This window comes from Streptococcus sp. 23.2 (genome assembly GCF_016648665.1).
GTDB classification, from domain to species: Bacteria; Bacillota; Bacilli; order Lactobacillales; family Streptococcaceae; genus Streptococcus; species Streptococcus salivarius_E.
The window spans coordinates 62,215-79,164 of the sequence record NZ_JACLQJ010000001.1; the positions used below are offsets into that span (position 1 = coordinate 62,215).

Sequence of the window (16,950 nt, forward strand, 5' to 3'; positions counted from 1 at the left end):
TAAAGTATTATTGTCGATATTTTCAGTGAATCTAATAAAAAAAGTTTTAGTTTATTTGCTAATCCATTGTGAAAGCCCTTAAACTAGGGCTTTTTTCTTTGCCAATCCTTGAGTGATTTCTTGTTTAAAGGGGGCTTTTGTGGTAAAATATGGAGATAAAGACTGTCGAAAGGAAAAAAGATGGCAAATATATTACGCAAAATCATTGAAAATGATAAAGGCGAAATTAAGAAACTAGAAAAAACTGCCAAGAAAGTCGAGAGCTATGCTGATGCAATGGCGGCTCTTTCAGATGAAGAACTTCAGGCAAAAACAGAAGAATTTAAAAAACGATATCAAAACGGAGAAAGCCTAGACCAACTCTTGCCAGAGGCATTTGCAGTTGTTCGTGAAGGGGCAAAACGTGTCCTTGGACTTTTCCCATATCGTGTGCAAATCATGGGTGGTATCGTTCTTCACCATGGTGACGTTCCAGAGATGCGTACAGGGGAAGGGAAAACCCTGACTGCGACAATGCCTGTTTACCTAAATGCTATTTCAGGTGAAGGTGTACACGTTATCACCGTTAACGAATACCTTTCAGAGCGTGATGCGACTGAAATGGGTGAGCTTTATAGTTGGCTTGGTTTGTCAGTAGGGATTAACCTTTCAGCCAAATCACCAGCTGAAAAACGTGAAGCTTATAACTGTGACATCACTTACTCAACCAACTCAGAGGTAGGTTTCGACTATCTTCGTGATAACATGGTTGTTCGTAAGGAAAACATGGTACAACGTCCATTGAACTATGCCTTGGTCGATGAGGTTGACTCAGTTCTTATCGACGAAGCTCGTACACCATTGATTGTATCAGGTCCTGTAAGCTCAGAAACTAATCAGTTATATCACCGTGCGGATGCCTTTGTTAAGACCTTGACAGAGGATGATTATGCCATTGATATTCCAACGAAAACGATTGGTTTGAATGACTCAGGTATTGACAAGGCTGAAGAATTCTTCAACTTGGACAACTTGTACGATATTGATAATGTTGCCTTGACTCACTATATTGACAACGCCCTTCGTGCCAACTACATCATGTTGCATGATATTGACTATGTGGTCAGTCCTGAGCAAGAAATTCTTATCGTTGACCAATTTACAGGTCGTACCATGGAAGGACGTCGTTTCTCAGATGGGCTCCACCAAGCCATTGAGGCAAAAGAAGGTGTTCCAGTTCAAGAAGAAACGAAGACATCTGCCTCAATCACTTACCAAAATATGTTCCGTATGTACAAGAAATTGTCAGGGATGACTGGTACTGGTAAAACTGAGGAAGATGAATTCCGTGAAATTTACAACATGCGAATCATTCCGATTCCAACTAACCGTCCAATTCAACGTATTGACCACGATGACCTTCTTTACCCTACCTTGGATGCTAAATTCCGCGCTGTGGTACAAGATGTTAAACGTCGTTATGAAAAGGGACAGCCAGTCCTTGTTGGTACGGTTGCCGTTGAAACATCTGACTTGATTTCTAAGATGTTGGTTGAAGCAGGTATTCCTCATGAAGTGCTTAATGCCAAGAACCACGAAAAAGAAGCGCATATTATCATGAATGCGGGTCAACGTGGTGCCGTTACGATTGCGACCAACATGGCCGGTCGTGGTACTGACATCAAACTTGGTGAAGGTGTTCTTGACCTTGGTGGACTCTGTGTCATTGGTACAGAGCGTCACGAAAGCCGTCGTATCGATAACCAGTTGCGTGGTCGTGCGGGACGTCAAGGGGACCCAGGGGAATCTCAATTCTACCTTTCACTTGAAGACGAATTGATGCGTCGTTTCGGTTCTGATCGTATCAAACAAGTCTTGGAACGTTTGAATGCTGATGATGAAGATATTGTTATCAAATCACGTATGTTGACACGCCAAGTGGAAGCGGCTCAAAAACGTGTCGAAGGAAATAACTACGATACTCGTAAACAAGTCCTTCAGTACGATGACGTTATGCGTGAACAACGTGAAATCATCTACGCTGAGCGTTATGATGTTATCACAGCGGAACGTGACCTTGAACCTGAGATTAAGGCTATGATTACGCGTACGATTAACCGTACAGTAGATGGTCACAGCCGCAATGATCAAGAGGAAGCTCTTAAAGGTATTTTGAACTTTGCTCGTCAGGCTTTGGTTCCTGAGAATGCCATCTCACTTGAAGATTTACAAGAAGTGGGAGAGGTAACGAAACGTAGTGTTAATTATGACGCTATTAAAGTTTACTTGAATGAGTTAGCAGATGATGTTTATGATCGTCAAATCAAGAAATTGCGTTCAGAGGAAGCTATCCGTGAATTCCAAAAAGTCTTGATTTTGATGGTTGTTGATAACAAGTGGACGGACCACATCGATGCCCTAGATCAATTACGTAATGCCGTTGGTTTGCGTGGTTATGCACAAAACAACCCAATCGTTGAGTATCAATCTGAAGGGTTCAAGATGTTCCAAGATATGATTGGGGCAATTGAATATGATGTGACACGTACAATGATGAAAGCACAAATTCATGAGCAATCTCGTGAAAATGTGAATGAACGTGTTTCGACAACAGCAACAGGCAATATCCAGGCCCACCAAGCAGATGCTAATGGTCAAGAAATTGACTTTAGTAAGGTTGGTCGTAATGACTTCTGTCCATGTGGCTCTGGTAAGAAATTTAAAAATTGTCACGGTCGTAAACAATTTTAGGAAAAAAATAGGTAATTATTATGGTTTTTAAAGCAGTAAGTGAAAAAATTGATTTTGATGCAGTTAAAGAATCAACTACATTAACAGGTGAAGCCCTTGCCAAGAAACAAGCTCGTGATAAAGAGCTTGAAGCAATCATCAAGGGTGAAGATGACCGTACGCTTTTGGTTATCGGTCCATGTTCATCTGATAATGAAGAAGCTGTTCTTGATTATGCTCACCGTTTGGCTAAACTTCAAGAAGAAGTTAAAGATAAAGTCTTTATGGTTATGCGTGTCTATACAGCTAAACCTCGTACAAATGGTGATGGCTATAAAGGACTTGTACACCAACCTGATGCTGAAGGTAAACCAAACCTAATCAATGGTATCAAGGCTGTGCGTAATCTTCACTACCGTGTTATCACTGAAACTGGTATCACAACTGCTGATGAAATGCTTTACCCAGAAAACCTTCCTTTGGTAGATGACCTTGTGTCATACATTGCCGTTGGTGCACGTTCTGTAGAAGACCAACAACACCGTTTTGTTGCGTCAGGTATTGATGTTCCAACTGGTATGAAGAATCCAACATCAGGGAACCTTAACGTGATGTTTAACGGTATCTACGCCGCACAAAATAAACAAAACTTTCTCTTTAACGGTGAAGAAGTTGAAACTCCAGGGAACCCATTGGCACACGTTATTCTTCGTGGTTCAACGAATGAATATGGTAAAAACGTGCCTAACTTCTACTATGATGATGTGCTTGAAACAATCGAACACTATGAACAAATGGGCCTTGAAAATCCATTCATCGTTATTGATACAAACCATGATAACTCAGGTAAACGTTACTTGGAACAAATCCGTATCGTTCGTCAAACCTTGATTAACCGTGATTGGAATGAAAAAATCAACAAAGTGGCACGTGGTTTCATGATTGAATCTTACCTTGAAGATGGCCGTCAAGATGCGCCAGATGTCTATGGTAAATCAATCACTGACCCATGTCTTGGTTGGGATAAGACAGAAGAATTGATTCGTGAAATCCACGATACTTTGTCAAAATAATAAGGTAACAGAAACCATATATGGGGAGTGAACCGTTTGGATGACCAAGCGGTTCGCTCTCTTTTCACAAAGAGAGGGAAATAGATGGGAATTCATCAAAATAGTCCGCTGATTGATGTAGCGGAAGTAAGGAAATTGTATGCTCTTACGGGAGAAGCACTAGTAACTAAACAGGCCAATGATGAGGCCTTGGCAAAAATTATCAAGGGTGAGGACAAACGTATTCTCTTGGTTATTGGTCCATGTTCGTCTGATAACGAAGAAGCCGTTCTTGACTATGCTCACCGTTTGGCCAAACTTCAGGAAGATGTGAAAGATAAAATCTTTATTGTTATGCGTGTTTATACAGCTAAACCACGTACTAATGGAGATGGTTATAAGGGGCTTATCCACCAACCAGATGCAGAGGGTGATGTAGACCTTCTTGCTGGAGTTAAGGCGGTTCGCCACCTTCAGTCACGTATTATTACTGAAACAGGCCTTCCAATCGCTGACGAGATGCTTTATCCGTCAAATCTTTCCTTCTTTGATGACCTACTTAGCTACCACGCTGTTGGAGCACGTTCGGTTGAGGACCAAGAACACCGCTTTGTAGCTTCAGGTATTGATGTGCCAATTGGTTTGAAGAACCCAACGTCAGGAAATTTGAATGTCATGTTTAATGGTATCTATGCTGCGCAGAACCAACAGCATTTCCTTTACAATGGTGCTGAAGTTAAAACAGATGGTAACCCACTCGCTCACGCTATTTTGCGTGGTGCCAACAATGAAAATGGTCAGAACATTGTCAACTACCATTACGAAGACTTGGTTAAGGCTTTGGACAAGTACAGTGCATTTAATTTGGAAAACCCATTTATTCTTGTTGATACTAACCATGATAACTCAGGTAAAAACTTCATGGAACAAGTTCGCATTGTGCGTGAAGTCCTTCTTAACCGTGAGTGGGATGAGCGTATCGCGGATGCCGTGCGTGGCTTTATGATTGAGTCTTACCTTGAGGATGGTCGTCAAGACACACCTGAAGTTTACGGTAAATCAATCACAGATCCATGTCTTGGTTGGGATAAGACAGATAGCCTTATTCGTGAAATCCACAATCGACTTTCGTAACAATTATGATTTTTGGACATGGTATAGACTTGCAGGAAATTTCAGCAGTTAAAAAGGCTTATGACCGCAATCCACGCTTTGCAAAAAAGGTATTGACACCAAAAGAGTGGGAGCGTTTTGAATCCCTTTCTGGCAATCGTCAGATGTCCTATTTAGCAGGTCGCTGGGCTGGTAAGGAAGCATTTTCAAAGGCCTGGGGTACAGGTATTGGAGCAGTCGGCTTTAAGGATATTGAAATTTTGACCAATGACAAGGGAGCTCCAGTGGTGACCCAGTCGCCTTTTGAAGGCAATGTCTTTATCTCGATTTCCCATAGCGGTGATTTTGTTCAGGCAAGTGTCATTTTAGAAAAAAACTAAGAGATAGATGTTGGAAGAGGATAGCTTATGATCTCAAGTTTACATCGACCAACCTTGGCAAAGGTTGATCTATCAGCAATTTCAGAAAATATTGAACAAGTGGTTAGCCACATTCCTAAAAAGGTGCAGACTTTTGCAGTTGTTAAGGCCAATGCCTATGGTCATGGTGCTGTTACGGTGGCCAAGTATTTGTCTAAACAGGTAGATGGTTTTTGTGTTTCCAACCTAGACGAGGCACTTGAACTCCGTCAGGCTGGCTTAGAGCAACCGATACTCATTTTAGGAGTCGTCTTGCCAGACGAGGTTCCTTTGGCTATTCAAGAAAACATCACTCTGACGGTAGCTTCGCTTGAGTGGTTGAAAATGGCTAAGGATCAAGGGCTTGATTTGACTGGTTTGACCTGTCATATTAAGATTGATTCAGGCATGGGACGCATTGGGGTGCGTAGCCAAGGAGATGCAGATAGTTTGATTGCTGGTCTGAAGGCACTTGGTGCGGATGTCGAAGGTATTTTTACCCATTTTGCAACAGCTGATGAAGCAGATGATAGTAAATTCAAGCGTCAATTGGCCTTCTTCACGGATTTGGTTAATAACTTGGTGGACCGCCCTCGCTTGGTACATGCTAGCAACTCTGCGACAAGTATCTGGCATGCAGAAACAGTCTTTAATGCGGTACGTCTGGGTGTCGTCATCTATGGTCTCAATCCTAGTGGCAGTGTTTTAGACCTTCCATATAACATTCGTCCTGCTTTAAGTTTGGAGACAGCACTTGTTCATGTTAAGACTCTGCCAGCAGGTCAAGATGTGGGTTATGGTGCAACGTATACGACGACAGCTGATGAGGTTATTGGAACCATTCCGATTGGCTATGCGGATGGTTGGACCAGAGATTTACAAGGTTTCCACGTTATTGTGGATGGACAGCTTTGTCCAATTGTTGGGCGTGTGTCTATGGACCAGATCACTGTTCGCCTTCCTAAGGTTTATCCCCTAGGAACTCCTGTCACTCTTATGGGTGAAAATGGGGGAGCAAGTATCACTGCGACAGAGGTGGCTGAAAAACGCGGCACTATCAACTATGAGGTCCTTTGTTTGCTTAGTGATCGTGTACCTCGTAGCTATGACTAATATAAATAACGAGAAATCCAGTTTGATACTGGATTTTTTGATTTTAGTGAAGTCCATTTTCATGTGTTATAATAGCTGATAAGGCTTCCTCTTTCACGAGGAGAAGAACACGATAGAAATGATAGAGGATATGATTCAACTAGATTCACCGATTGCGGATTTGAAAGGCTTTGGTCCTAAGTCCGCTGAAAAATTTACCAAATTAGATTTGCACACGGTTGGGGACCTCTTGCTTTATTTTCCTTTCCGATATGAAGATTTTAAGAGTAAGTCTATCTTTGAACTGATGGATGGCGAAAAGGCTGTTATTACGGGAACGGTGGTGACCCCTGCCAATGTGCAATATTATGGCTTTAAACGTAATCGTCTGAGTTTTAAAATCAAGCAAGGAGAGGCAGTGATTGCCATTAGTTTCTTCAACCAGCCTTATCTTGTGGACAAGATTGAGATGGGGGCAGAAGTGGCTATTTTTGGCAAATGGGACCAGAAGAAGTCGGCTGTGACTGGTATGAAAGTATTGGCTCAAGTTGAGGACGATATGCAGCCGGTCTATCATGTGGCCCAGGGTGTTAGTCAGGCCCAGCTGATAAAGGCAATAAAGGCAGCTTTTGATAGTGGGGCTCTTAATTTGTTGGAGGAGAGTCTCCCACAGGTGCTTATGGACAAGTATCGTCTTATGGGACGCCAAGAGGCTGTGCGTGCTATGCATTTTCCGAAAGATTTGGCTGAATATAAGCAGGCTTTACGTAGGACCAAGTTTGAGGAGCTCTTTTATTTCCAGATGAATTTACAGGTGCTGAAGGCTGAGAATAAGTCCGAAACCAATGGTCTAGCAATTGCTTACGATGAAGCCAAAATTAAGGCAAAAATTGCAGAATTACCATTTCCCTTGACAGAGGCCCAACAGCGCAGTTTATCGGAAATCCTAGCTGATATGAAATCTGGAGCTCATATGAACCGTCTTTTGCAAGGAGATGTGGGTTCAGGGAAAACAGTTATCGCTAGCCTGGCTATGTATGGGGCTTATACGGCAGGATTGCAGTCTGCCCTCATGGTACCGACGGAAATCTTAGCAGAGCAGCATTATCAGAGTTTGCAGGGGCTTTTTCCTGAGCTAGAGGTAGTGCTCCTAACTTCTGGGATGAAGGCGGCGGACAAAAAAGTAGCTCTTTCCAAAATCGAATCTGGGGAGGCTCAGATGATCGTGGGGACTCACTCACTGATTCAGGATGCTGTGACTTATCACAGGCTTGGGCTAGTAATTACTGATGAACAGCACCGTTTTGGGGTTAATCAACGTCGTATTTTCCGTGAGAAAGGTGATAATCCTGATGTCCTTATGATGACAGCGACCCCTATTCCTAGGACCTTGGCTATCACTGCCTTTGGGGAGATGGATGTGTCAATCATTGACCAGATGCCAGCAGGACGTAAGCCCATTATTACCCGTTGGGTTAAACATGAGCAACTAGATACCGTACTGACTTGGATCAAGGGAGAGTTGGAAAAAGATGCTCAGGTCTATTTTATTTCACCTTTGATTGAAGAGTCTGAGGCTCTCGATTTGAAAAATGCGGTGGCCCTTCATCAGGAACTCACAGATTTCTTTGGGGATTCAGCTACAGTGGCTCTGATGCACGGTCGCATGAAAAATGATGAAAAAGACCAGATTATGCAAGATTTCAAGGATAAAAAATCTCAAATTTTAGTATCAACCACAGTTATCGAAGTGGGGGTTAACGTGCCAAATGCTACGGTTATGGTCATTATGGATGCGGATCGTTTTGGACTTAGCCAGCTTCACCAGCTTCGAGGCCGTGTAGGTCGTGGCGACAAGCAATCTTACTGTGTATTGGTGGCTAATCCTAAAAATGATACCGGGAAAAAACGCATGCAAGCCATGTGTGAGACTACGGATGGTTTTGTTCTAGCAGAAGAGGACCTTAAAATGCGTGGTTCAGGAGAGATCTTTGGGACACGTCAGTCAGGAATTCCTGAATTTCAAGTGGCTGATATTGTGGAAGACTACAATATCTTAGAAGAAGCAAGGCGCGTGGCCAGCCAAATTGTGTCTGACCCTAACTGGCGCGAGAATCCTGATTGGCAGGTGCTTGGAGCTCATTTGAGAAGGCAAGCTGAGTTTGACTGAGGAGGAAACCCATGAAAAAGAAGCGGTTAAAACTCGATTTTTTTGCTATCTTTCATCCCTTCTTTCTTCTACTGATAGGTCTTATATTTTATTTTGCAGGTTTTATCTTATTTTATCCATGATATAAACACAAGCACTCTCAGTGAACTCACTGAGAGTTTTAAGTTTCCTTCAAGCTTATTACAAGCTTTCTTTAAGTTAGAGATCCTATAATAAAACCATCAAAACGAGATAGGTTTTGATAATAAAACGTTTTGGCTAGGCCAAACCATTCCTAAAAAGGAGGAAACAACAATGACAGTAAAAATTAAAGTAACATACAACCCAAATTTCCAAAAGCATCCTCAAGACTTTAAGGTTTATCAAAACTAATATTGATGCCAGGAAGAGGCTAAATTTACCCATATTCTACAACTTTCATCCCTCATTTTCCAAAATCCCTTTTTCCTTTTTTTCATAACGTAGAACCCCTCTTCTTAAAATCATAACAAGTCTAGACGGAAGTATGACCAGTCTAGGTGATTAACATAAGTAAGGTAACCAGTTAAGATTTTCTTAGCTGGTTTTTCTATTTTTTTGAATCTTAGATAAAAAATATCGAAAAACGATAAAAGTTGTTGACAAGGAGAAATAAAGAGTGTAATATATAATTATCGATAAACGATAATAAGTTTTCGATAAAGACAATCTTATTCGCGAAAAAGAGAAATGATAGTGTAAAATAAGTTGTGTAAACACAAAAAGGAATAAATCCGTTATAGTAGAGTTGCAACACATTACTAGAAAGAGATTTATTCCTATGACTCAGTTTAGCACAGAACTGCTTAACTTCCTAGCCCAAAAGCAAGATATTGATGAATTTTTCCAGCAATCTCTTTAATTGCTTACATTATTATAGGGCTATTTTTAAAAGGTTCTAGTGTCTGGACTAGTTTTATTCAAAAAAATACAATAACAAGTGGAGAAATGTATATCAAGATAAATAATAGTTTAATTGAGCCTTCTCAAATTGTATTTGTAGCCTTACTTTATTTCTTGGTAGAGTATATTAGTATAAAAGTTATGGAACGTATGGTGAAGAAAAATGGCAATAATTGAAGTTAAAGGGTTAGGAAAAAAATATAAGGGTAATGCTTTTTATTCTTTAGAAAATGCTACTTTTACGATTGAAGAGGGAGATATTATAGGTTTAGTAGGTAAAAATGGTTCAGGGAAGAGTACTTTGCTCAAAATATTAGCAAAATCTCAAAATCCTACAGAAGGGAATGTTTTTTTTAATGGTAGGGACATTTTTAAAGAAGATAATATTCTTAAAGATTTTGGAATCATGATAGAACCTGTATTCTTTCCACAAATTAGTGTTGAAGAAAACTTAAAGTTATATCTTAAAATTCATAAGAAAGAACAGTATCAAGATAATATCGAAAAAATACTGAAATTAGTCGGACTTTGGGAAGCTAAAGATAGAAAACCTATAGATTTTTCTTTTGGTATGAAACAAAGAACTGCTTTAGCATTGGCTCTTGTTACGGAACCTCAATTTGTGTTGTTAGATGAGCCTTTTGTGGGTTTAGATCCTATCGGTGTTAAAAATTTATTGGAAATTTTAAAACAATGGTCAAAAGTTAATAAAACATCAATGATAATATCTAGTCATCAGTTAGCAGAATTAGAAGACTTGTGTACACGTTATCTTTTCATTGAATCAGGGATAATTGATGATAAAATCAGTACGGAGCAAAATAGTATTATAATAGAGCTGAATGAGATTTTCAGAGATGAAGATAATCATTTGATAGAGAATCTTGTGAAAAAATATAGCTTAAAGTATAGTGAAAATAATATTGAAATTGATAATTCTGTAAATAATGAAGCATTAAATAGTATCTTGGAACAACTTGCAGTTGCTAAGCTAATTAATAATGTTTTATCTAAAAAGGATAGTTTAGAAAGATTATTTGTGGAGGAATAGGAATGAATTACTTAACATTACCTTTTTTTAAAGCATTGTTGAAGAAAAAAGAATCAAAAATTGCGTTAGCTTTTAGCTTTTTCCCAATGCTATTAATTGTTGTAGGATTATTTAATACCAATTTTATGCAATTGAGCGCCCCAGTAGGGTCACTAAGCTTTTTAGAGTTTTTTAGTGCAGTTTTATTTACTCAGTACCAAATGACCTTGCCATTAGTAGTTTTTATTTATATTGTAAGTACGATTTTTAGGGATGAAATTACAAGTGGTATTATGTATCTTTACAAAGATATTAGTAGAAAAGTTATTTTAAATGCAAAGTTAGGAGCGATTTTATTGTTTCAAATATTGTATATAGTAATAACTTTCTTTTCATCATTGTTTACTTATTATGTTTATTTGGTTCATAAACCATATACATCAGGTAGGTTTTGGCCTTCCAAAATTGATGATGTACAGTATACGGTAATTAGTATTTTAGGGACTATTTTGGTGTTTTTGTTGTGTTTATTAGTTGCCAGTCTGGCATCAATTATCTTGACAAATGGATTCACTATGCTTGTAGGAATTATTTTTGCACTTTTTTCTTTTATAGCTCCACAACTTGCTTCGCTAAAATATGTGTTTCCGAACGGTTATGTTAATGTGTTAGGTCATATGTCTTTTAATAGTAGTATATTACTTATTATGTTATTATTTGTAGTCTACTATGCAATTTTGTATATTGCTTCTTTATATTTTTACAGTAGACTTGAGTATTAGTGGGTTGAGGTACTATTATGGAGAGTAAAAAAAGTTCTTCAGTATTATCTCAAATTAGACGCTTTCTTATACCTGAGTACTTTTTATTTATAGTAGGATTAATTCTAAGTATTATCGGTGCCTTATCTACACTTGCTTTGCCTTTAATTATGGGCAGTTTAGCAGATCGTGATAGAATGAACTTTATTGACAGTATCAGAGAAATTATATACTAAAAACTATTTAACAAAGGAAATACTTATCATGAAAACACTTAAATTAATCATCAACGCTCTTCTTATTCTTCTTATGGCAATCTACGGTCTTGCAATGCTTGCTTTACCTATCCTTCCTTTTGTGGATGTGGCTAGCCTTTTCCCAGGTGCAGAGGTTCATTACCTTTCTGGTTGGGGTTACTGGCTGGTCGCAGAGCTACAATTTGCCTTCTATCTTGCCTTGATTTGGTTCCTTCGTAAAGAACTTAAATCCTTTACTTGGAAGGCACTTTGGACAGAAGATTTCTCTCTTTTCTTGAAAAAGGTTGCCCTCTTAACCTTTGTGCCATCAGCCTTGAATATCTTCCTGCAGTTGGGAATGACTAATCACCTTGTAATGGATTTTAGTACATCAGTCTGGCTCTTCTTGGTCTCTCTAGCTTGTGATGCGATTCGTCTTCGTAAGGGACAAACAGCGGTCAAATAATTGAATAATTCTTATTTGAAAAGTAGTAAAATCTTATCTAAAAACTAGTATTTTATATTGATATTCGATATAATTGATACTGTTAATAGTTAGCTAATGATTTAGAACGAGGTCAAGGGCTCCTAGAGGCACCTTGGCTTTTTCTAGTCTATTCTCCAAAAAAATCAAAATGTATTTACAATTGAGGTAACACATGAAAACTATCTTATTCTATGTTTTAATCGTCCTAGCCTTAGCTGGTTCTAGTTATTATGGTTGGAGATCTGCCAAAAGTGCCAAAAGTCGCCAGGAAACGCAAGAACAAAAACGTCTGCGTAGTGTTCTCCTATTCGTCAATGTTCTCCTTTTTGTGGGCTTTTTAAGTCTTGTAATCACCATTTTTACTGATGCCTTTATCCTGACTGGTCATGAAGGACTCTTACACCAAGGTTTGCGTATGCTTCTTGGTTCGGGAGTTACCGTGAAAAGTACTAGCACTAGTCTGACGCTTTTTACAGCAACCATTGATTTCCTTCGTATGTCAGTCAACATAGGCTTCTTGTTGTGTCTACGTGCCTTTCTGATTAATCTTTATCGTTCTGATATTTTTATCGCTAAAAATGCTAAGTTGGTTCGTTGGTCAGCACATTTGCTAGTTCTTGGGGCCTTTATCCATAATGGTATCTTTACATTTGGGACAGGCAACCATAGTTATAGTTTCTTTAATATCAGTTATTTGCTAGTTAGCTTTGTTCTCTATGCTGTTGCTATGATTTTGACTAAGGCTAATGCCATTGCTGAGGAAAATGAGTACACGATTTAGGAGGGGCTTATGATTATTGTCAATTTGGACGTTGAACTTGCCAAGAAGAAGATGCGCTCGGGTGAGCTGGCAGAACGTATTGGTATTACCCCAGCCAATCTCTCGGTTCTTAAGACAGGCAAGGCCAAGGCAATCCGTTTTACAACTCTGGATGCTATTTGTAAGGAGTTAGATTGCCAACCAGGAGATATTCTTGAATATAGACCTGACGAAGAAAACTAAAAAGCCTGAAGCAGTTCAGTCACTTCTCTAGTGACCATGCTTCAAGCTTTTTTATTTTTTCTTCAACCATGCGACCAGGGCTACACTGGCTAGCACGGTACCACAGACTATGGCGATATATGTTTTTGAGACTGTCAGCTCATAGTGGAAATCTTTATTTTTCAATTTATCGGTTGCTTCAATACTAAGTTTCATGTCTTATCCCTCGATATAGTTTTTCAATTCTTGGCCTTTGAGTCCTGCACTAAGTGCGATGAGGAGTTTGAGGCGAGCCTTTGGTGCGTTGAGTTCTTTAACAAACATAACGCCAGCTTCTTGGAGTTTGACCCCGCCTCCTTCATAGGCGTAGACAGGTTCGGCGATACCGTTGAAGCAGCGGGAAACGAGCACAACAGGAACACCTTTTTCCATCAGTTTTGTGATTTCTCTTGCGGCTAATGGTGGGAGGTTTCCAGCACCTAGTGCCTCGATAACTACACCGTCAATCTTCTCAGGGTCTAGGAGACTGATGATTCCATCTCCGATACCCATCCCAGCATAGGCCTTGATGATTGGGACTGTTCCTGTGATTTGTTCCAAATTAAAGCGAACCCGAGGCTCAGCAGTTTTGAACCAGAGGATGTCATGCTTCATGATGATTCCTAGTGGACCATGAGTTGGTGTGTGGAAGGTTGCCACGTTTGTGGTATGGGTCTTAGTCACATACTTGGCTGCATGGATTTCATCATTCATCACGACCAGGATTCCTTTGTCAGCGGCCTTGTCGTCGCTAGCAACACGTAGGGCTGAGAGATAGTTATAGACTCCGTCGCTTCCTAGTTCGTTTGACGAACGCATGGCACCGGTTAGGACGATTGGAATCTCAGGGACGGCCATGGTGTCTAGGAAGTAGGCTGTCTCTTCCAGAGTATCTGTTCCGTGGGTGATGACCACACCATCATATTGCCCAGCTGTTTCCTTGATTTTTTTGTAAATATCCAGCATGTGGTAGGGTGTGATATGGGGGCTAGGGATATTAAGAAAATCGAGAACGGTTAGTTCTAAATTATCTAAATCAAGTCCCACATGGTTCATGGGATTATCAGCGTTTTGGCTGACCCTGCCATCATTATCCGCTGACATGGAAATGGTCCCTCCAGTGTGAAGGACTAGGATTTTTTTTATCATTTATACTACTCACTATCATATTTATGTTATAATTTATTTTAGCATAAAATGTTAGAAGGAGGGGAGCTCTGTGGCCATTAAAGCAGTCTTTTTTGATATTGATGGGACTTTTCTAAATGACCGAAAACGCGTGTCTAGTTCAACCAAAAAAGCCATCAGTCAAATGAAGGAAGATGGTATCTTAGTTGGTTTGGCAACAGGTCGTGGTCCAGGATTTGTCCAGCCTTTCATGGACAATCTAGGTCTGGATTTTGCAGTCACTTATAACGGTCAGTATATTTTGACTCACGACAAGGTCCTTTATCAAAACCAGCTCCCTAAATCAACAGTCTACAACTTGATTCGCTATGCCACCAAGCACCGTAGAGAGATTTCTCTAGGGACTAGTACAGGTCTTGTTGGTTCCAATATTATCAGTATGGGGACGAGTAAGTTTGGGCAAATCGTTAGTCGTATTGTCCCTAAGTCCTGGGCTAAGATGGTGGAACGTAGTTTCAAGTCTTTGATTCGTCGTTTCAAGCCACAAAGCATTGAAACCCTTAAAACTATCATGCGTGAGCCTATTTATCAGGTAGTTATGGTAGCGACGGTGGGTGAAACACAGGGTATTCAAGAAAAATTTCCTCATGTGAAGATTACCCGCTCAAGTCCTTACTCAGCCGATATTATTTCAGCGGATCAATCTAAGTTGAAAGGTATTGCTCATCTAGGTGAGGTTTTTGGTTTCGAACTCAGTGAGGTTATGGCCTTTGGGGATTCGGAAAATGACCTAGAAATGCTGTCTGGCGTTGGCGTTGGTGTTGCCATGGGAAATGGTGAAGACGAACTGAAAGACCAGGCTACCCATGTCACTGATACTAATAACCAGAATGGGATTGCCAAAGCCTTGTCACACTATGGTTTGATTCACTTTGAAACAGAGAATTCATTTACCAGTGATGATGACAATTTCAACAAGGTTAAGGATTTCCACCATTTGATGGATGGCTCAACTACCGATATGCCTCGTGTTTACGGTATTGAGGAAGCTAGTCACCGTTCGGACTTCAAGTTGGAAGAAATTGTCGAATTCCTCTATGCTTCATCAGGTGGGGACAAGCGTGTCTTTGGTCAGGCTGTTCTGGATTTGCATGCTGCTCTTGACAAGGCAGCGCTCAAAGTTAGTTCTAAAGAGCACTCAGAATCAACTATGGTTGGTCAGGTGGATGCTTTGACTGACTTGCTTTATTTGACCTATGGTTCATTTGTCCTTATGGGTGTGGATCCTAAGCCTTTCTTTGATACGGTTCATGAGGCTAATATGGGTAAAATTTTCCCAGATGGCAAAGCTCACTTTGATCCTGTGACTCACAAAATTCTTAAACCAAGTGATTGGGAAGCGCGATTTGCACCAGAACCACACATTAAACGTGAGCTAGATCGTCAGATTCAAAAATCTCTACAAAGAAGTAAATAAGAAGTTATAAAGGTTTGGACAGTTTGCTCCGAACCTTTTTCTAATAAAAATGACATTTATTAATGGCTTTATTTGTGATAAAATAAAGTCATTCTATGTATTTTTAAGGAGATTATTATGACTAAAGCAGATTGGTTAGATTTTTTTGAAGCCATCAATGGTCGTTCAGCGACTGAAGAAGAAATTGCAGCAGCACTTGCAGCTGGTGAGTTCCAAGATGACGCCCCAGCAGTAGAAACTGCTCCAGTACAAGAAGCGCCAGTTCAACCAGCTTTCGCTAGTGCCCAAGAAACACCAGCACAAGAGGCGCAGCCACAACCAACTTTCGCTGGTGCACAAGAGGCGCAGCCACAACCAACTTTCGCTGGTGCACAAGAGGCGCAACAACAACCGACTTTTGCAAGTGCACAAGAAGCACAACCGCAAGCTCCTTTTGCAAATGCTCAGGCTGCTCAAGCACAACCAACCTTTGCAGGGGCTCAAACAGCTCCAGTCCAAGGAGTGCCAAATCAAGCAGTGCAACCACAAGCTGGTTTTGCGAATGCTCAAGCTGGTCAACAAACAGCTTTTGCTAACGGTCAACCGCTTCAACCAGGTCAAAATGTTCAATTTATCAATGGCCAAGCTGTAGTTGTTCCAGCACAACCATCAGCATTTGCGACAACTTTCAAAAACTACTGGACATGGTTGCTTAATGCATGGCGTCGTCCAGCTGACATGACAGACTATGGTAAACACAATGGTTGGCTTAACTATATCTTCTTGTCACTCTTCACTGGACTTGCCTTCTTTGCAATCTTGAGCGCTGTGGCACGTAAATTTATTAGCCCAGTTGTATCAACAACAAATGCATTGTCTAGTATGTTTGGTTCTTATGGAACAGATAGTTACTCATCTTCAATTTCAAGTCATACATCTAGCATTGGTTTTGGAGCCTTCTTCGCAAGTATCCTAGCTGCCTTCCTCTTTATCTTTGCTTTTATCTTGGCAGGATTTGTGACACGTAAGGCCATCTTCCGTGACCCTGAGACTACTTTCTTGAATAGCTTTGATCGTTTTGGTCGTTTGACATCATTAGCCTTGCCAATCTTGCTTGTAACAATCTTGTTGGGAGCTATTGGACTTGTTGCCTTCCCAGGATTCTTGTTCTATGTTGTTTACTTCTTATTTGCAATTGCTAATCTATTTACAATTGTTCCTGTAACAACAGCGTGGAAGGCTGATAAGTTCTATCAAATGATTTTGGCAGCACTTTTGAATGGTGTGATTTTGTCAATCTTGTTTGCAATCGTATTTGCTATCATGTCATCATTTACAGTAGGTCTTCTATTCTAAGTAAACCTCTGACGATTTTT

17 protein-coding genes are annotated in these 16,950 nt (G+C 40.2%); 15 read left to right on the forward strand and 2 right to left on the reverse strand.

What is annotated here, in order from left to right:
• Positions 1-180 precede the first annotated feature (180 nt).
• From secA to H7T98_RS00390, 13 genes are all read left to right on the forward strand, one after another.
• On the forward strand, positions 181-2,730 hold the full coding sequence (gene secA, locus H7T98_RS00335) for a preprotein translocase subunit SecA (protein ID WP_004183450.1): 2,550 nt from the start codon (positions 181-183) through the stop codon (positions 2,728-2,730).
• Between the two features lie 20 nt (positions 2,731-2,750).
• Positions 2,751-3,782 (forward strand): 3-deoxy-7-phosphoheptulonate synthase, encoded by a 1,032-nt coding sequence (locus H7T98_RS00340; protein ID WP_002891816.1) that lies wholly within the window; start codon positions 2,751-2,753, stop codon positions 3,780-3,782.
• Between the two features lie 84 nt (positions 3,783-3,866).
• Positions 3,867-4,895: a 3-deoxy-7-phosphoheptulonate synthase gene (locus tag H7T98_RS00345; protein ID WP_021143627.1), complete on the forward strand. Its 1,029-nt coding sequence runs from the start codon at positions 3,867-3,869 to the stop codon at positions 4,893-4,895.
• Positions 4,896-4,900: 5 nt separating this feature from the next.
• Positions 4,901-5,254 carry a holo-ACP synthase gene (gene acpS / locus H7T98_RS00350; protein ID WP_014632616.1) on the forward strand — a complete coding sequence of 118 codons (354 nt, stop codon included), beginning with the start codon at positions 4,901-4,903 and terminating at the stop codon, positions 5,252-5,254.
• A gap of 27 nt (positions 5,255-5,281) precedes the next feature.
• On the forward strand, positions 5,282-6,385 hold the full coding sequence (gene alr, locus H7T98_RS00355) for an alanine racemase (protein WP_021143629.1): 1,104 nt from the start codon (positions 5,282-5,284) through the stop codon (positions 6,383-6,385).
• 118 nt (positions 6,386-6,503) lie between these two features.
• Complete coding sequence (recG, locus tag H7T98_RS00360; protein WP_260319146.1) at positions 6,504-8,534, forward strand: ATP-dependent DNA helicase RecG; 2,031 nt, start codon at positions 6,504-6,506, stop codon at positions 8,532-8,534.
• Positions 8,535-9,428: 894 nt separating this feature from the next.
• Positions 9,429-9,632 carry an Msa family membrane protein gene (locus H7T98_RS10270; RefSeq protein WP_353953987.1) on the forward strand — a complete coding sequence of 68 codons (204 nt, stop codon included), beginning with the start codon at positions 9,429-9,431 and terminating at the stop codon, positions 9,630-9,632.
• A complete protein-coding gene (locus H7T98_RS00365) occupies positions 9,619-10,506 on the forward strand; it encodes an ABC transporter ATP-binding protein (RefSeq protein WP_014632621.1) in 888 nt (295 codons plus the stop codon). Before H7T98_RS10270 ends, H7T98_RS00365 begins: the two co-directional genes overlap by 14 nt.
• 2 nt (positions 10,507-10,508) lie before the next feature.
• Positions 10,509-11,267, forward strand: a complete 759-nt coding sequence (locus H7T98_RS00370) for an ABC transporter permease (protein ID WP_014632622.1) — start codon at positions 10,509-10,511, stop codon at positions 11,265-11,267.
• 17 nt (positions 11,268-11,284) lie between these two features.
• Positions 11,285-11,482 carry a hypothetical protein gene (locus H7T98_RS00375; RefSeq protein ID WP_138261783.1) on the forward strand — a complete coding sequence of 66 codons (198 nt, stop codon included), beginning with the start codon at positions 11,285-11,287 and terminating at the stop codon, positions 11,480-11,482.
• 28 nt (positions 11,483-11,510) lie between these two features.
• Positions 11,511-11,948 (forward strand): hypothetical protein, encoded by a 438-nt coding sequence (locus H7T98_RS00380; protein ID WP_004183441.1) that lies wholly within the window; start codon positions 11,511-11,513, stop codon positions 11,946-11,948.
• A 193-nt stretch (positions 11,949-12,141) separates the two neighbouring features.
• Positions 12,142-12,750: a DUF2975 domain-containing protein gene (locus H7T98_RS00385; protein WP_138261782.1), complete on the forward strand. Its 609-nt coding sequence runs from the start codon at positions 12,142-12,144 to the stop codon at positions 12,748-12,750.
• Positions 12,751-12,759: 9 nt separating this feature from the next.
• On the forward strand, positions 12,760-12,972 hold the full coding sequence (locus tag H7T98_RS00390; protein WP_002884695.1) for a helix-turn-helix domain-containing protein: 213 nt from the start codon (positions 12,760-12,762) through the stop codon (positions 12,970-12,972).
• Between the two features lie 51 nt (positions 12,973-13,023).
• On the opposite strand, the gene H7T98_RS00395 is transcribed toward H7T98_RS00390, so the two are convergent.
• Positions 13,024-13,167 carry a hypothetical protein gene (locus tag H7T98_RS00395; protein WP_004183437.1) on the reverse strand — a complete coding sequence of 48 codons (144 nt, stop codon included), beginning with the start codon at positions 13,165-13,167 and terminating at the stop codon, positions 13,024-13,026.
• Between the two features lie 3 nt (positions 13,168-13,170).
• Positions 13,171-14,136, reverse strand: a complete 966-nt coding sequence (locus H7T98_RS00400; protein ID WP_201061055.1) for an asparaginase — start codon at positions 14,134-14,136, stop codon at positions 13,171-13,173.
• Positions 14,137-14,209: 73 nt separating this feature from the next.
• Here H7T98_RS00400 and H7T98_RS00405 point away from each other — a divergent pair, with 73 nt between their 5' ends.
• Entirely contained in the window at positions 14,210-15,595 is a 1,386-nt protein-coding gene (locus H7T98_RS00405; protein ID WP_175057787.1) for a Cof-type HAD-IIB family hydrolase, read from the forward strand.
• Between the two features lie 117 nt (positions 15,596-15,712).
• Positions 15,713-16,930: a DUF6574 domain-containing protein gene (locus H7T98_RS00410; RefSeq protein WP_201060985.1), complete on the forward strand. Its 1,218-nt coding sequence runs from the start codon at positions 15,713-15,715 to the stop codon at positions 16,928-16,930.
• Positions 16,931-16,950: the final 20 nt, after the last annotated feature.

Excerpts from the sequence above, each read along its gene's own strand:
- recG (WP_260319146.1), top strand. The coding sequence starts at position 6,504 with ATGATAGAGGATATGATTCAACTAGATTCACCGATTGCGGATTTGAAA.
- H7T98_RS00380 (WP_004183441.1), top strand. The coding sequence starts at position 11,511 with ATGAAAACACTTAAATTAATCATCAACGCTCTTCTTATTCTTCTTATG.
- H7T98_RS00365 (WP_014632621.1), top strand. The coding sequence starts at position 9,619 with ATGGCAATAATTGAAGTTAAAGGGTTAGGAAAAAAATATAAGGGTAAT.
- H7T98_RS00395 (WP_004183437.1), bottom strand. The coding sequence starts at position 13,167 with ATGAAACTTAGTATTGAAGCAACCGATAAATTGAAAAATAAAGATTTC.
- H7T98_RS00345 (WP_021143627.1), top strand. The coding sequence starts at position 3,867 with ATGGGAATTCATCAAAATAGTCCGCTGATTGATGTAGCGGAAGTAAGG.
- H7T98_RS00390 (WP_002884695.1), top strand. The coding sequence starts at position 12,760 with ATGATTATTGTCAATTTGGACGTTGAACTTGCCAAGAAGAAGATGCGC.
- H7T98_RS00340 (WP_002891816.1), top strand. The coding sequence starts at position 2,751 with ATGGTTTTTAAAGCAGTAAGTGAAAAAATTGATTTTGATGCAGTTAAA.
- H7T98_RS00375 (WP_138261783.1), top strand. The coding sequence starts at position 11,285 with ATGGAGAGTAAAAAAAGTTCTTCAGTATTATCTCAAATTAGACGCTTT.
- H7T98_RS00370 (WP_014632622.1), top strand. The coding sequence starts at position 10,509 with ATGAATTACTTAACATTACCTTTTTTTAAAGCATTGTTGAAGAAAAAA.
- H7T98_RS00385 (WP_138261782.1), top strand. The coding sequence starts at position 12,142 with ATGAAAACTATCTTATTCTATGTTTTAATCGTCCTAGCCTTAGCTGGT.
- alr (WP_021143629.1), top strand. The coding sequence starts at position 5,282 with ATGATCTCAAGTTTACATCGACCAACCTTGGCAAAGGTTGATCTATCA.
- acpS (WP_014632616.1), top strand. The coding sequence starts at position 4,901 with ATGATTTTTGGACATGGTATAGACTTGCAGGAAATTTCAGCAGTTAAA.
- H7T98_RS00410 (WP_201060985.1), top strand. The coding sequence starts at position 15,713 with ATGACTAAAGCAGATTGGTTAGATTTTTTTGAAGCCATCAATGGTCGT.
- secA (WP_004183450.1), top strand. The coding sequence starts at position 181 with ATGGCAAATATATTACGCAAAATCATTGAAAATGATAAAGGCGAAATT.